At 52.3% G+C, this 15547-nt stretch carries 17 protein-coding genes and 1 other annotated feature; all 17 genes read right to left on the bottom strand.

The genetic code is table 11. The annotated features are described in order from the left end of the window. Positions 1–995: LysM peptidoglycan-binding domain-containing protein (locus tag C812_RS22740; protein ID WP_016311139.1), on the bottom strand; the 995-nt coding region annotated here is incomplete at its 3' end. A 161-nt stretch (positions 996–1156) separates the two neighbouring features. After that, the gene (gene ilvE / locus C812_RS02625) at positions 1157–2038 is read right to left on the bottom strand and encodes a branched-chain-amino-acid transaminase (protein ID WP_016311138.1); all 882 of its coding nucleotides are present in this window, start codon (positions 2036–2038) and stop codon (positions 1157–1159) included. After that, on the bottom strand, positions 2038–2934 hold the full coding sequence (gene pheA / locus C812_RS02620; protein WP_016311137.1) for a prephenate dehydratase: 897 nt from the start codon (positions 2932–2934) through the stop codon (positions 2038–2040). The genes ilvE and pheA overlap by 1 nt, the downstream gene beginning before the upstream one ends. A 59-nt stretch (positions 2935–2993) precedes the next feature. After that, on the bottom strand, positions 2994–3959 hold the full coding sequence (thrB, locus tag C812_RS02615; RefSeq protein ID WP_016311136.1) for a homoserine kinase: 966 nt from the start codon (positions 3957–3959) through the stop codon (positions 2994–2996). After that, positions 3956–5026: a threonine synthase gene (gene thrC / locus C812_RS02610; protein ID WP_016311135.1), complete on the bottom strand. Its 1071-nt coding sequence runs from the start codon at positions 5024–5026 to the stop codon at positions 3956–3958. The genes thrB and thrC overlap by 4 nt, the downstream gene beginning before the upstream one ends. A 34-nt stretch (positions 5027–5060) precedes the next feature. After that, positions 5061–6347: a homoserine dehydrogenase gene (locus tag C812_RS02605; RefSeq protein WP_016311134.1), complete on the bottom strand. Its 1287-nt coding sequence runs from the start codon at positions 6345–6347 to the stop codon at positions 5061–5063. Between the two features lie 60 nt (positions 6348–6407). Further along, complete coding sequence (locus tag C812_RS02600) at positions 6408–6845, bottom strand: ACT domain-containing protein (protein ID WP_016311133.1); 438 nt, start codon at positions 6843–6845, stop codon at positions 6408–6410. Positions 6846–6974: 129 nt separating this feature from the next. Continuing rightward, entirely contained in the window at positions 6975–8285 is a 1311-nt protein-coding gene (obgE, locus tag C812_RS02595; RefSeq protein ID WP_016311132.1) for a GTPase ObgE, read from the bottom strand. Next, positions 8276–9040 carry a Spo0B domain-containing protein gene (locus C812_RS02590; protein WP_016311131.1) on the bottom strand — a complete coding sequence of 255 codons (765 nt, stop codon included), beginning with the start codon at positions 9038–9040 and terminating at the stop codon, positions 8276–8278. Before C812_RS02590 ends, obgE begins: the two co-directional genes overlap by 10 nt. A gap of 154 nt (positions 9041–9194) precedes the next feature. Next, complete coding sequence (rpmA, locus tag C812_RS02585) at positions 9195–9506, bottom strand: 50S ribosomal protein L27 (RefSeq protein ID WP_016311130.1); 312 nt, start codon at positions 9504–9506, stop codon at positions 9195–9197. 18 nt (positions 9507–9524) lie between these two features. Beyond that, positions 9525–9860, bottom strand: coding sequence for a ribosomal-processing cysteine protease Prp (locus C812_RS02580; RefSeq protein WP_016311129.1), 336 nt, complete (start codon positions 9858–9860; stop codon positions 9525–9527). Between the two features lie 14 nt (positions 9861–9874). Further along, a complete protein-coding gene (gene rplU, locus C812_RS02575; protein ID WP_009225178.1) occupies positions 9875–10186 on the bottom strand; it encodes a 50S ribosomal protein L21 in 312 nt (103 codons plus the stop codon). Positions 10187–10199: 13 nt separating this feature from the next. Next, positions 10200–10288: a sequence feature (ribosomal protein L21 leader region), on the bottom strand. A gap of 55 nt (positions 10289–10343) precedes the next feature. Next, positions 10344–11531, bottom strand: a complete 1188-nt coding sequence (locus C812_RS02570; protein WP_028539271.1) for an Rne/Rng family ribonuclease — start codon at positions 11529–11531, stop codon at positions 10344–10346. Between the two features lie 93 nt (positions 11532–11624). Next, the gene (locus C812_RS02565; protein ID WP_016311127.1) at positions 11625–12482 is read right to left on the bottom strand and encodes a M50 family metallopeptidase; all 858 of its coding nucleotides are present in this window, start codon (positions 12480–12482) and stop codon (positions 11625–11627) included. After that, positions 12475–13380, bottom strand: a complete 906-nt coding sequence (locus C812_RS02560) for a M23 family metallopeptidase (protein ID WP_016311126.1) — start codon at positions 13378–13380, stop codon at positions 12475–12477. The genes C812_RS02565 and C812_RS02560 overlap by 8 nt, the downstream gene beginning before the upstream one ends. Before the next feature lie 218 nt (positions 13381–13598). After that, complete coding sequence (locus tag C812_RS02550; RefSeq protein WP_016311124.1) at positions 13599–14744, bottom strand: FtsW/RodA/SpoVE family cell cycle protein; 1146 nt, start codon at positions 14742–14744, stop codon at positions 13599–13601. A 3-nt stretch (positions 14745–14747) separates the two neighbouring features. Continuing rightward, a complete protein-coding gene (gene minD, locus C812_RS02545) occupies positions 14748–15545 on the bottom strand; it encodes a septum site-determining protein MinD (RefSeq protein ID WP_016311123.1) in 798 nt (265 codons plus the stop codon). Positions 15546–15547 lie beyond the last annotated feature (2 nt).

Here is a 15547-nt window from a genome sequence, read left to right as displayed (position 1 = left end):
CCCTTCATCGGCTGATAACCATAAGGGCTGACTCCTGTCGGTTCACCCTTCATCGGTTCATGCCCATAAGGGCTAATTCCCATTGGCTCGCCTTTCATCGGCTCATAGCCATAAGGACTAACCCCTGTGGGTTCTCCCTTCATGGGCACATGGCTATAAGGGCTGACGTTCTGCGGCCCATAATTTGCAGGAGAAATATTCGGTTGGTAAGGATAGGGCTGAATCTGAACAGGTTCATGCTTTTTCGGCTCGTGATGAATCGGTTGGAGTTTCGTGGATTCATATTGGATTTGCTCTACTTCCACTTTGATCTCCATCGGTACGACTTTAGGCGGTTGAACTTGCGCCGGTTGTTGCTTTGGCGGTTCCACATTGATCGGTTGTTGTTTCGGTGGTGCCACGTTGATCGGCTGCTGCTTCGGCGGTTCTACGTTGATTGGCTGTTGTTTCGGTGGCTCTGTTTTCGCCGGGGCTTCCTTCGGCTTCTCGGTTTTCACCGGCTCCACCTTCTCCGGCTTTGGTGCTGTCATTTCTGGCTTGACGCCGGTTGGAGCTTTCTTTCCAGAACCGGCGATGGGAGCCGTGTTCTTCTTACCAGTTTGCACAGGAGACATCCCTACGTTCGGCGCAGAAGGGTTGTCGGCACCACCTGACGGATTTCCCATGCCCGTAGGTATGTTGACGATGTCCCCAACCTTCAATTGATTCGGGTCGCTAAGCTGTGGGTTTGCATCAATCAGACTTTGCAAAGGTAATCCCCAAGCTTTGGACAGCTTCCATAACGTGTCCCCCTGCTTGACGACGTGCTTGTAAACATTGCCCGTTTCACCGCCAATCGGTACGGCCACAGCTGGAATCTTTACTTTGTCACCGATGTTCAACTGATTTGGATTGGCGATCTGCGGGTTAGCTTCGATCAGTTTTTCCAGAGGCACGTTATACTTTTTTGAGAGCTCAAACAAAGTATCGCCTTTTTTCACAATATGGATTTTCACGCGATAAAGACCTCCTAGGTTTCTTCTCCGGTACGTGATGATCGCCCGGGGCCCATTTATTACATCCTATGCAGGAGCCCGGTTTTTGACATCCTAGAAAAGAAAAAATCCTATCTTCCTCTTAGACCAAGGAAAATAGGATTCTTGTCGGCCTTGTCAGATTATTCCCAAACCTTCAATCCGTCCTTATCAACAATCGCGCGGAATTCTTCCAGCAGCTTCAGCGTAATTGGGCCCGCATGCCCTTCACCGATGATGCGGCCGTCAACTTCGCGTACTGCGATAACTTCGGCAGCTGTCCCCGTCAGGAACACTTCGTCGGCGACATAGACATCATGCAGCGTAAATGGCTGCTCTTGGATGTTGTAGCCTTTTTTGCGGCAAATTTCGATGATTGCTTGGCGGGTAATGCCGTCCAAAGCGCCTAAGTAGCATGGAGGAGTCGTAATAACCCCGTTCTTCACGATAAAAATATTATCGCCCGACCCTTCCGTAACGTACCCTTGCGCGTTCAGCATGATTGCTTCGCCCGCACCGGACAGGTTCGACTGAATTTTCACCAAGATGTTGTTCAAATAGTTCAGCGATTTGATCTTCGGATTCAAAGCGTCTGGGATGTTGCGGCGCGTCGACACAGATACGGTCTTCAACCCCGTTTTGTAAGCTTCTTCCGAATAGATCGCCAGCTGCTCTACAATAATGATCACCGAGGCTTTCGGGCAACGGTTTGGATCAAGTCCGAGGTTGCCGGCCCCGCGGGAGACGACGAGACGGATATAGCCATTACGCAGATCGTTGCGGCGAAGCGTCTCGACCAGCGCATCTTCCATTTCCTGATACGTCAGCGGAATGTCCAACATAATGGATTTAGCCGAATCGTATAGGCGGTCCAAATGCTCCTTGCATTTAAAGATATTCCCGTTATAAATGCGGATGCCCTCAAAAATCCCGTCCCCATACAAAAAGCCGTGGTCATATACGGAAACCTTTGCTTGATCTTTTGTTACGAATTGTCCATCTAAATAAATCCATTGTTCTGCCATTATTTTGGCACCTCCGCTTTTTGTTCTCCAAATGACAAGCTGGGATAACTCCCCAGCACACGTACTTGACAGTTGAGCGCTTCGATTTCACCAATCGCTGAACTCAGCAGCACGGAATCAACCGCTTCAAGCACATCCATAATAAAATAGTAACTGCCCAGCCTCTTCTTCGTAGGGCGTGACTCGATGCGCGACAAATTCAGTTTACGCCATGCAAATGCAGACAATACCTGATGCAAGGCGCCCGGAAAATCCTCAGGCAACGTGACCAGCAGACTTGTTTTGCTTTGGGCTGCCGGGTAGTTCAGTCCAAGCGGCCGCGGGCCGATCAGAACAAACCGGGTATAGTTATTATCGTGATCCGTCACATGGCGAGCCAGGACATCCAGTCCATGGCGCTTAGCTCCTAGTGCCGTGCCGATTGCCGTCCAGCCTTGTCCCGGATTTTTCTTCACCAGCTCTACCGCTTCTGAAGTGCTGCCGGTATGCTCCAGCTCCGCCTTAGGCATCTGCGAACGAATAAATTGCAAGCACTGCGCCATCGCAACCGGATGAGACAGCACCTTCGTCACTTTGCTGTAATCGATCTCGTCCGATGGATCGGCCGCTTGGAACTCTTCCTTCTTGCCAATCAAATTCTGCACAGAAGGGTATATCCATTCAATCTGCATCGGAATATCCACTTCGTGAATCAGCCAATCCATATGAAGGCTGACGGAGCCTTCAATCGTATTCTCCATCGGGATGACGCTGTAATCGCTGTGTCCGCTGGCCGTGGCTAAGAAGACGTCGGATATCTGCTTAAAATGCAGCAGTTCCACCGGCTCATCGCCAAATAGATGCAGCGCCGCTTCATGAGATACCGAGCCTTCCGGCAGCAATGCTATTCGTTTCATCTCCTGACTTCCCCTCATAAGGTGCTTCAACCAATAATCTTATTCGAATCACGAAGCTCTCACAAACCGTAGGCTTGAATGTGATCCAGAAAAGAACCTTCACTCTCCATAGTAAGCTCCACAGCCCCCGATGTGCAAGGTTTCAGCCGCATGGTCTGCGCAGAGATGCCTTCCCCGTTCAGCACTTCCAATAAAAACGACTCCAGCTGTTCGTCCGCTCCCTGACGGCAATCCGTCAGACAGAGCAGCGTCGGGCCGGCTCCGCTTAAGGCAGCCCCCAAAGCTCCATGGGCTGTCGCTTCCTCAAGGATCCGGGCCATTCCTGGCACGAGCGCAGCTCGGTACGGCTGATGCAGGCGATCGCGCATGGCAGCCGGGATCAAATCCAGCCGGCCAGCGGCTAACGCCGCAGTCAGCAGGGACGTGCGGCTGACATTGTACACCGCATCCTGCAGGCTGATCTGCTTCGGCAGCGCCTCACGCGCCTTGGAGGTGGACAGCTGGAAATCAGGAATGGCTACGAGCACCTCCAGATCGGCCGGCGGCTCAATACGCAGCACATCCGCATGCGCCCCGTCCCAGACCGCGGTAATAATCCCGCCGTACAGGGAGGCACCCACGTTATCGGGATGCTTCTCCAAGGCCGTAGCCATATCGAACAGCTTAGCCTTGCTCAAAGGCTCACCAATCAGCAAGTTGGCTGCAAACAGCGCCCCGACGATCGCCGAAGCGCTGCTGCCAAGCCCGCGGGTTAACGGAATATCCGACTTCATCGAGATTTCCAGTTCCGGTAAAGCCACACCGGCTTCAGCAAACACCGATTGCGCGACTTGATACACCAGATTGCTTTTATCGGTTGGCAATCCCTCCAGGTTCCCCCCATGCAGGGTGATTACCGTGGAGGTTGCCGGTTTCATTTCAATCCAAGCATAGAGGTTAAGTGCCATACCAAGCGTATCAAAGCCGGGCCCCAAATTCGCTGTGCTCGCCGGCACCTTGACCCGGACGCCTTCCCGGAGAATCATGCCCGTGCTCCTTGCAGCTTGGCAATCGCATCCAGTACCGCTTCCTCCGTATCCTGTACGACAAGCGGTTCGCCGCCAATGCTCTTAATCGCGATGTTTGGATCCTTCAAACCATGCCCGGTCAATACGCACACGACAGTCTCGCCACCTTTGAAATATCCTTCCCGATGCAGTTTATATACGCCGGCGATTGAAGCAGCGGATGCTGGCTCAGCAAAGATACCTTCCTTGGCTGCGATGGTGCGATATGCATCAAGGATTTCGTCGTCCGTAACGTAGTTGATTTGCCCGCTGGATTCCTCCGCAGCGGCGACCGCTGTCTTCCAGCTGGCCGGATTGCCGATCCGAATAGCGGTTGCAATCGTCTCCGGCTCGCGAATAGGCTCGCCTTTCACGATCGCCATCGCGCCTTCGGCCTCGAATCCAACCATCCGCGGCAGGGAAGTTGATTTGCCACGCTCATAATATTCTTTGAAGCCTTTCCAATAGGCCGAAATGTTCCCCGCGTTGCCGACGGGGATCGCAAGGACATCCGGCGCTTTCCCCAGTTGGTCACACACTTCAAATGCCGCGGTCTTCTGTCCTTCGATACGGTACGGGTTCACCGAATTGACCAGCGTGATCGGATGCTTGGCGGTGATATCACGTACGATTTCGAGCGCCCGGTCGAAGTTCCCTTCAATGGCGATCACTTTCGCCCCGTAAATCATTGCCTGTGCCAGCTTCCCAAGGGCAATATTGTTGTTCGGAATCAGCACGATGCAGTCGATGCCCGCCCGAGCCGCATAAGCCGCTGCCGCTGCCGAAGTATTTCCCGTGGATGCACACATGATCGTCGTGCTGCCTTCCTCCACTGCTTTCGCGACGGCCATCACCATGCCGCGGTCCTTAAAGGAACCGGTTGGATTCAGCCCTTCATACTTGAAATACAGGTCCAGGCCCAGCTCCTTTGACAGGTTCTCCGCGCGAACCAGCGGGGTATTACCTTCCTGCAGCGTCAGCTTCGGCGTCTTGTCGCTCACCGGCAAATATTCCTTGTACGTTTCCAGCAATCCGAGATATCTCATGCAAAAAGAACTCCTTTATTCTGAATTAATGTTATTATCCCTCTACGCGATACACACTTTTGATCCGATGAATGACGTCCAGCGATTCAAAATGGGCCAACACCTTATCCATGCTTGCTTTGCTCGCATTATGCGTCACGATCATAATTTCAGCGCCTTCCAAGTTCGTATTCGGCGACTGTACGACCGACTCCAAGCTCACCTCGTATTCGGCGAACACCTGGGTGATTTGTGCAAGAACGCCAGCTTTATCGTCAACGTGGAGCAATAGGAAGTTTTTATAGGCGATTTGATCGTCCGTTTTCAGCTTTTTGGGCTTATATGGGACGATGGCCTTCAAGCCGTTCACACCAAGCTTCAGGTTCTTGACGACAGCGACCAGGTCCGCAACCACGGACGTAGCTGTCGGCATTTCGCCGGCTCCCGCACCGTAGAACATCGTTTCCCCTACAGCTTCCCCATACACATACACCGCATTGTATACGCCGTTGACAGCTGCGATCGGATGCGTCTTCTTCACCATCGTCGGCTGAACCGTAATGCTGAATTCGTCATCCTGCCGTTCCGCGATGCCGAGCAGCTTCATCTCATACCCCAGACGCTTCGCATATAAAATATCTTCCTTCGATACCGAAGTGATGCCTCGAACATGGACATCGTTCAGCTCCACATTGGTGCGGAAACCGAGGGTTGCGAGAATCGCCATTTTGCGAGCGGCATCCAATCCCTCCACATCGGAGGTCGGATCGGACTCGGCGTATCCGAGCTGCTGCGCTTCCTTCAGCACATCCTCGTAAGAAGCGCCTTCCTGACTCATTTTGCTCAAAATATAATTGGTTGTTCCGTTGACAATCCCCATAATTTTCATAATGCGATCCGAGGAAAAGCCTTCAATCAATGTGCGGATGATCGGAATACCGCCGGCCACGCTGGCTTCATAAAATACGTCGCATTGATGCTCCATCGCCTTGGCCAGAATCTCTGAACCATACAGCGCCATCAGATCCTTGTTTGCGGTCACGATATGCTTGCCGCGCTCGAGCGCCTCCAAAATATAAGCCTTGGTCTGATCCACGCCGCCCATGACCTCCACAATCACGTCAATCTCCGGATCGCGGATGACCGACCAAGGGTCCTCTGTCAGCTTATGGGGCTCCACATGGATGCTGCGCGCTTTGTCTAAGGTCTTAACGGCAATTTTCTCAATGACGATCGGCGAACCCACCTGACTGCTGAGATCCTCCTGATGTCCTTCCAAGATCCGGACCACACCGGTCCCTACCGTGCCAAGTCCGAGCAGTCCTACTTTCACAGGCTTCACAGCCGTCCCCTCCCGTTATCCAATTACGGTTTTTTTCGTCTCATTTCTCCTCTTACCTTGTTAACCTTGACCAACGATCTGTGTTCTCCTTACGCCCGGAATGCTTTGTAACGAATCCAGCATCTCATCCAGCTCCTCAGTTAAGCGCGAGGTTTCCACGGAGATCACGACATTGGCTTTGCCTTGCAGCGGAATGCTCTGATTTATCGTCAATACGTTGCCGCCAGAACCGGCGATCAGCGCAAGCACCTTCGATAAGATCCCGGACCGGTGCTCCAAATCAAAGGAGATGGTCACAATGCTTTCCCGTTCGAATTGATTGAGTTGATGAATGCCGTCTTTATATTTATAAAAAGCGCTGCGACTTAACCCCACTTGAGCAACAGCCTCATGGACTGTTTTGGCGTCGCCGGAGGCTAAGAGCTGCTTTACCTGCAATGTCTTAACTACCGCTTCAGGCAAAATATCCTCACGAACCAAATAGTAGTGCTCCTTCACGAACGTCCTCTCCTTAGAGACTTTTGTTTTCATATAGTGGACATTATAACGGATATGACGCAGGGTGGCAATGATTTTTTGTCCTGACCCATAGCAAAAAAAGCACCTAAAAGGTGCTCTTTTCCATCCTCAGTAGTAGCTGCTGCCTTCGACGAACTCAAACTCGAAGTCCCCGATGCGGACCAACGTACCATCCTTGGCCCCCCGCTTGCGAAGCTCATCGTCGACCCCCATATGCCGCAGCGTGCGAGCCAGCTTCAGGATGGCGTCATGCGAATTTAGCTGCATCCGTTTCATCATCCGCTCGATCTTCGCACTTTCCACCACGAAGGTCTCGTTCTCGCGGCGGATCGTGAAGCCTTCGTCTTCCTTCTTGTCCAATTTGTAGATTTTACGTTCCGCCAGTTCGGTAACTTCTTCAATCGCAGGCGCCTCCGGAATTTGCTCCAGCAGCTCCGCCACGCGGTAGAGCAACTCTTGGATCCCCTGACGAGTTAAGGAAGATATCGGCATAATCTCCAAATCCCCGCGCACCTTGGCGACTTCCGCTCGGAATTTCTCCAGGTTCGCTTCAGCTTCAGGCATATCCATCTTATTCGCAGCTACGATCTGCGGGCGCTTCTCCAAATCGGCATTGTATAGCCGCAGCTCGTCGTTAATTTTCTGCCAATCGTCAAAAGGATCCCGTCCTTCCGAACCCGCCATATCAACGACGTGGACGATCAATCGCGTCCGCTCAACGTGCCGCAAAAACTCATGACCCAGACCAACCCCTTCATGGGCCCCTTCGATCAAGCCAGGCAAATCCGCCATCACAAAGCTCCGTCCGTCACCTACATCGACAACCCCCAAATTCGGGGTGATCGTGGTGAAATGGTAGGCGCCGATTTTCGGTTTAGCTGCCGATACAACGGACAACAACGTCGACTTCCCGACGCTTGGGAATCCGACCAGGCCAACATCGGCCATCACCTTCAGCTCAAGCACGACCCAGCGCTCTTCGCCCTCTTCGCCATGCTCAGCCAGTTCAGGCGCCGGGTTGTTTGGTGTCGCGAACCGGATATTGCCGCGACCTCCGCGACCTCCGCGGGCAACGACAACCTCCTGCCCATGGCGCGTCAAATCGGCAATGATCTCTTGGGTATCGTCGTCGATGACAACTGTTCCCGGGGGAACCCGGACGATCATATTCTCCGCATTCGCACCGTGCTGGCTCTTATTCCGCCCCTTCTCTCCGCGCTGCGCCTTAAAGTGCCGTTGATAACGGAAATCCATCAGCGTTCTCAAGCCTTCGTCCACGCGGAAGATCACGTCGCCGCCTTTGCCGCCATCGCCGCCGGCCGGGCCGCCTTCGGGCACATATTTCTCCCGGCGAAAAGCCACCAGCCCGTCGCCGCCGTCGCCTCCCTTAACATAAATTTTCGCTTTATCTACAAACATGCGTTCACCTCGTTTATTTTTCCACAAGCCACCCGGAGCCGCAGGGAACCGTCTTCCTCCTCACCACGGTCAGCTTTCACCCGCATTCCTGCCATTCCTTCATCAAGAAGACGAACAAGCACCTCCGGATTCCCCTTCGATCCGACCTGTTCAAACCGAACGATGACTTCGCCGTCCTCACGGTACATCGACATCTTTAATTGAAGCGTCTCTCCCCAAGAGGAACGCCCTTTATACTGGAAGATCCGCACCGTTTCCACGATGGCTTCCGTCAGTTCTTCCGCTTGCTCCGCAGTAAGCAATTGATCCAACTGCAGTTCGTCCTCAATCTCAACGTCCAGATGAACTGAACCATTGACCTCGCGGAACGATTGCAAATAGAAAACTAAGGCCGGAATGCCTAACCTGGAAATTTTACTTTCTACGGCCATTCGTTCTTTTATTCTTTCCACGCAATCCGCGAGTTTATCAATTTTCCGTAGTTGGATATACCCATACAAAATCTGCAGATCGTTCATCCAATCGTGGCGATGATGACCCAGCGTCGCAGAGGCCGTTCGTTGGACCGATTCCAGCAAATGCTTCCGCTCGATCTCGGCTCCTTTCCGAAGATGCCGTACATATAGCCCAAACAACACGAAAAGAGCCCCGCACAGGAGGACCTGTCCGATCGGCGACTTCAGAAAATAAGCAAGTGTTAGGCTAACGACCGCGATCAATCCGATCATTGCCCTCACCATGAACCGATGTTTCATATCTTCCCCGTTCCTCTAACAGATTGGGCGGAATGAACTTCCCACCCTGGCATCCCTACCCAGTATAACATACCTCAACCAAGTTGGCTTCCGTTATGTATGTAAAAAAGTAAAGCCCTGACACCAACGTGCCAGGGCTCTTGATTCATAGCTCTTAAGCTTCGACTGTAGCCGCTACAGGAGCGGTTTCCACAGGGTAGACGCTCACTTTTTTGCGATCGCGACCCCAACGTTCGAATTTCACAACGCCGTCGATTTTCGCAAACAGCGTATCGTCCGAACCGATGCCTACGTTTGTACCTGGGTGGATTTTCGTACCGCGTTGGCGAACGAGAATGCTTCCGCCCGTTACCACTTGGCCATCAGCACGTTTCACGCCGAGGCGTTTCGCGATGCTGTCGCGTCCGTTCTTTGTGGAACCTACGCCCTTCTTGGAAGCGAACAACTGGAGATCCAATTTCAACATTGTAGTCTACCTCCTTCTTTAAATAATGACGTCCTGTATCTGAATATACTTCCCGTATGATTCTTCGATACTCTTCAGCATAACGACAAGCGAGGCAAGTAACAATTGCGCTTGCGCTCCAGCTTCTTCCGTATCGACCGTATCAGGAAGATCCGCGCTAAGAAAGCCGTTCTTCATCCTGGAGTCCATCACAATGCCCGTCAACGCCTCGATCGAGTTGACCGTTCCCACGGTCACAGCCGACACGCCCGCACAGACGATGTCCTCACCGGCTTTCGCATAGCCGGCATGGCCTTCCACTTTGAAGCCTGCAATGTCATTATTCTTCCGGCGTAATATTGAGACGATAATCAAGTTATCGCACCTTCTTACGCTTGGATTTTCTCGATCGTTACTTTCGTGTAAGGTTGACGATGACCTTGTTTCTTGTGGTAGTTCTTCTTCGGCTTGTATTTGTATACGATCACTTTTTGGCCTTTGCCATGCTTCTCGACTTTCGCCGTTACGCTAGCGCCGGATACCAATGGAGTTCCCGTTACCAAACCTTCACCTTTCGATACTGCCAACACACGGTCGAACGTTACGCTTGCACCGTCTTCTGCGTTCAATTTCTCGATGTAAAGAACATCGCCTTCTTGAACACGGTATTGTTTACCGCCGGTTTCGATAATTGCGTACATTTGCTTGCACCTCCTCATGTCTCAGACTCGCCTGATTCAGGTGCCGTTAGACGCTTTGGTCCAGCAGACTTGTTAACCCGATCGGAGCGGTTGCAGCATGTGCACAAGCTAACTCATGACACATACCCTAATATACTATCATGCACCTTGCAAAAAATCAACTGATTACCGTAATCTCTTCCCGCATTCTTTTGCGTGTCATTTCCAGCAAGCCAAGCTTGGTCCATCCTAAAATATGGTGTTGCGTACGGTCGCCGGCCATCGCCTGCTCCAGCCGCTCCCAAACCGCCGATCGATGCTCGTCGCTGCTCATGTCGATAAAATCCACGATGATAATGCCGCCGGTATCCCGCAGCCGAATCAGTCGAGCCATCTCCTGCGCCGCCTCCAGATTGGTGCGGAAGACCGTATCCTCCAGGCTGTCTCCTCCGGTGAACTTACCGGTATTCACGTCGATCACGGTCAACGCCTCCGTCGTGTCCCACACGAGGTAGCCGCCACCCGGCAGCCAAATTTTTCGCTGAAAATCCTTCTCCAACTGCGGTCTCACTTCATAATAATCGAAGATCGGCACTTCGCTTTCGTGCACAATGATGCGCGGCGTCTCTCCCGGCAGCATCGCCTGCAGAAAAGCAAGCGCCTCCTCTGCCTGCTCCGGACAATCCATGATTAGCTCGTCCGTCTCCGGGCTATACACGTCGCGCATCAAACGTTGGATCATGCTCAAATCCTGGTGCAGCACAACCGGTGCTGACGCCTGCTTCGCCTTCTCCTGGATAGCAGCCCATTGCTTACGCAGCTGTGCGAGATCTTCCGCGATCGCCTTGCCATCCTCTTCCTCGGCAACCGTGCGCAGAATCAATCCTTCCTCCTCACTGCGCAACTCCTCGCCAAGTTGCTTGAGGCGTTGCTTCTCCTCTTCACGTGCGATCTTCTTGGAGACCGCCACATACCCTGCCGTCGGCATGTAGACCAGCCAGCGCCCCGGCAAAGAATAATGTGTCGTCACCCGCGCACCTTTGTTGCCGATCGCTTCTTTCACCACCTGGACAACCAGCTCTTGCCCTGGCTTCAGGAGCTCTGAGATCGACGGTTTTTGCTTCGGCTGCTTCTCCAAATGAGGGTGCAGCACATCGTCGATATAGAGAAACGCATTCTTTTTTTGACCGATATCCACAAAAGCGGCCTGCATCCCCGAAATGACATTCGCCACTTTGCCTTTCACAAAGCTGCCAACCAATCCCCGATGTTGAGAACGCTCCGCCGCATATTCCACCAGTTTGCCGTTTTCGAGAAGCGCAATTTCGGTAGAGCCAGGTCCGCAGTGAACAATCATCCTCTTCATGATCTCACCCTTCATACTTTCGTCATCCATTGATCATGAACTCGCTCATTATCAAGTAACATGCCCGTTCCATTATATCACGTCTGTCGCGCTTCAAGCCCCGGACCCTCCCTGTAAGAAAGAGGAAATCACTCGTTGTTCCGGAACGACCGCCACGATATTCCCCTGTTGGTTCATCACATAGATGAAATGGTATTTTTCTCTCTTAAATAGACGCAAAATATGATCCAAAGGTTTCGTTTTCTCCGCGACGATTGGTTGGGCCAATGTCCCGTTCAGCAGATGTCTGGAAAAGCTGCGATCCCGGTTCACCAGGAAACGGATAAAACGATAGGGAATGTTCCGATAATCCATCAGATTGGAATATAGCAAGAAGAGGCCAATCAGCAGAAGATTCAGCTGCATCCCGCCTAATCCGAGCCATAGCGGTAAGAATGAGTAGGCGACCAGCAAGACGCTGAACAACAGACTGATACGATAAGACCAGAGCAACGTGGCATAATAAGGCATCACCAGGCTGCATAATGCCTGCGAGATTTTCCCGCCATCCAGCGGCAGGATGGGCAGCAGATTAAATAAAGCGATAAGCAAATTACTTTGAATAAAATAGCTCAAAAATGGCCCGTCCCAGATTCCGATAGCATGAAGAAGCAAGGAGGCACCGATCAGCATCAGGTTCTGCAGCGGGCCAGCCAAAGCGATGACGATCTCGCGACCCGCTGTAAGATTCCCGGAATCCTCCATGACCGCTACGCCTCCAAAGGGAAGCATTTGAACGGACAGCACTTTAATGTCGTACATGCGAGCGGCAAACACATGGCCCATCTCATGCACGAACACGATTGTGAACAAGGCAAGTAGCTCCAGAAAGTGGCCGGTCAGTACAGACATCAGCATAATGATGACGAAAAAAGGGTGGAACGAAATCGCGATGCCGCGCCACTTAATCAAACGGAATCACATCCGCCGGGTCGATATACCGGTCATCTTTTTTGATTGCAAAATAAAGCGTCGGCAAAGGCGACTGCGTTCGCGGCGGAAGACTGCCCAGAACATCGCCCCCTTCCAGCCAGTCCCCTTTTTCCACGGAGATCTGATCCAAATGTCCATACACCGAGAGGTATCCCCCCGCATGTTGTACCGTCACAGTTTGTCCGGTCTCGGCTTCCCGGGCAACGCGAACCACCCGTCCGGTATCGATGGCTTTGACCTGTAAGCTGCCGGTGTCAGGAATAATTTCAACCCCTTTAAGGCTCAAGGCAAATGGACTGGCAAGGCTTCCTTCAATCGGCAAGGAGAAAGCGGCAGTCGCGCCTACTCTCAGCCCATGATCTTCATTGGTTTTAAAAATGGGAATAAAGGATGGCGCCCCGCCGAAATAACGTTCATACCAGGCTTGGGCCGCTTGGAAATCCATCTCCACGGTCAGCGACTTAGCAATAAATGCGCGGATGGGCGTCGCCCAGGCTGGCTCATAGCGGTTCATGCCCCAGATCGCCGCAAACAGCAACGTACTGATCACTAGGCGAACGAACATCGCGGACCAGAACGTCGGACTTCTTCCTGATCCGGGACCCATGAGCTCGTCGTCACCTTTTCCGCCCCCATAGGCGCCTGCATAAGGATCCTGCCAGCGGCCTTTCCCGCGCTTCCATAACAACTCAGGATCGGGATCGCTGTCGTCCTGACCTGAACTCGCAGGCCGTGGTTTGATTCTTGGAGGCGCAACTGCTCGTCCAGGAGCAGATCCCCAGCCCGGATCCGTCGGCAACGGCCCTACGGCGTCTTCCATCGTCAGTTGCCGGATCCGCTCCGCTCTCCGCTTTTTGACATTTGACTTCACGTCCATGCTCTTAACCCCCCACTCCGCTCCACAATATCGTGGTTGTCCCATAAGTCATCCGTTCTGCCGCTGCCTGCTCTCTGGCAGGGCCTGTACTTCATACTTATGAGCCACAGGAATGGAATATGAACAAGCTTGGGGTTATCGAATCGCACCTGCGAAATCACCCAGAAGTCGGTAGCCCAGCCCATCAAAAAAACCGGTGCTCCCGGCACCGGTTTATCCTAATCCACCTTATATTTCTCCTGATGCAGCTTAATGCTGAACACCAGTCCGATACATAACATATTGATCAGCAGCGAAGTTCCTCCATAGCTGATGAACGGCAGTGTAATCCCGGTAATCGGCATCAGACCGATCATCATCCCGACGTTCTCGAAAATTTGAAACAGAAACATCGCTACGATCCCCACAATCATGTACGCGCCTCGTTTATCGATACAATGCAGGGCGATTAAGATCATCCTGTAAATGAACAAGAAGTAGAGCAGCAGCAGCACGGAAGCCCCGATGAACCCAAACTCCTCGCCAACGACAACAAAAATCGAGTCCGAATACGGATACGGAACGAATTTCTTGTTCTTTAAGTCGCCTTTCATGTAACCGTCGCCGAGCAGTCCCCCGGAGCCGATAGCGATCTTGGCGTAGTTGGATTGGTGCCGATCGTCGCTCGACGCTTGATCCGGGTTGATAAACGTGTTGATCCGCTGGTACCAGTGAAGCTTCCGATGTTTCTCCAAATAGTCTTGAATCTGCGTATTATAGGCGTTAAACAATGTGACAAACAATATCAATCCCGCGACCGCCGCAGCTAAACCGATCAAAACATGGCTGTATCTGGCATTGCCAATCCACAGCATCCCTACTAACACGACGAGATAAATGATCGCATTTCCCAAGTCCGGTTGAATCAACACCAAAAAAAACGGCAGCAGCGTCACCAGCGTGATCGGAATAATATCGCGCCGGAAGTGAAGCGGTTGCCCCATTTTTTTGCCTAATAAATAGCCTGTCGTCAAAATGAGAATAACTTTAACCAATTCGGCCGGCTGAAATTGTAACCCGCCAATCTTGAACCAGCTGCGCGCCCCGTTGATTTCCGGCGCAAACAGGTAGACGAGCACCAGCAGCACGCAGCCTGCCCCGTACACATACCAGCTGTACCGAAGCAACGTACGGTAATCCACCAAAGCCATACCGAACACGACCACGAACCCTAGCAAGTAAAAGATGATCGTCTTCAGATCATTCCCCTGGAATTCCGTCTCATAGGGAGCAATAGCACTGCGCACCAGGAGGGTACTAAACACCATAAACAATGCGAGTATCCCTACCATCAGCCAGTCCACATGTTTAAGTTTAAAAAACAACGGTTATCCACCCATTCCAAAAAACTTCTTAAAGCGCGTAAATACACCCTTCTTCTGATCCAGCAGCATCAGCGGCACCGTGTCGCCCAAGATCCGCCGCGCGATGTTGCGATAGGCGATCGCCGCCGGAGAATCCGGATTCATCACCGTCGGCTCCCCGCTGTTAGCCGCTTTGATGACCTTCTCATCATCTGGCACGATGCCGATCAGATCGATGTTTAGTACCTGTAAAATGCCTTCAATATCCAACATATCCCCGGATTTCATCATATTGATCTTAATCCGGTTCACCACCAGCTTCGGTGAAGAAATATGCGAGTTCTCCAAGAGCCCGATAATTCGATCCGCATCGCGTACAGCAGCATGCTCCGGTGTCGTGACCACGATCGCCTGGTCCGCCCCGGCAATCGCGTTTTTGAACCCTTGCTCGATCCCGGCCGGGCAGTCGATAATCACGAACTCAAATTCTTTCTTCAGCTCCAGAATAATATCCTTCACCTGGTCTGGCGAAATCGCGTTTTTATCCTTCGTTTGCGCCGCCGGCAGCATATACAGCTCATCGAACCGCTTATCCTTCACCAGCGCTTGATTCAGTCGGCAGCGGCCTTCGGCCACGTCGATCAAATCATAGATGATCCGATTTTCGAGCCCCATGACCACGTCCAAATTCCGCAAACCGATGTCCGTATCCACTAAACATACTTTTTTCCCCAGAAGCGCAAGCGCCGTACCGATATTGGCTGAGGTTGTCGTTTTGCCTACCCCGCCCTTACCGGACGTAATTACGATAGCTTGTCCCATGA

Source organism: Paenibacillus barengoltzii G22 (assembly GCF_000403375.2).
Taxonomy (GTDB): domain Bacteria; phylum Bacillota; class Bacilli; order Paenibacillales; family Paenibacillaceae; genus Fontibacillus; species Fontibacillus barengoltzii.
The sequence above is the reverse complement of the archived record's forward strand: the minus strand, read 5'-3'. Positions and strand labels throughout refer to the sequence as shown.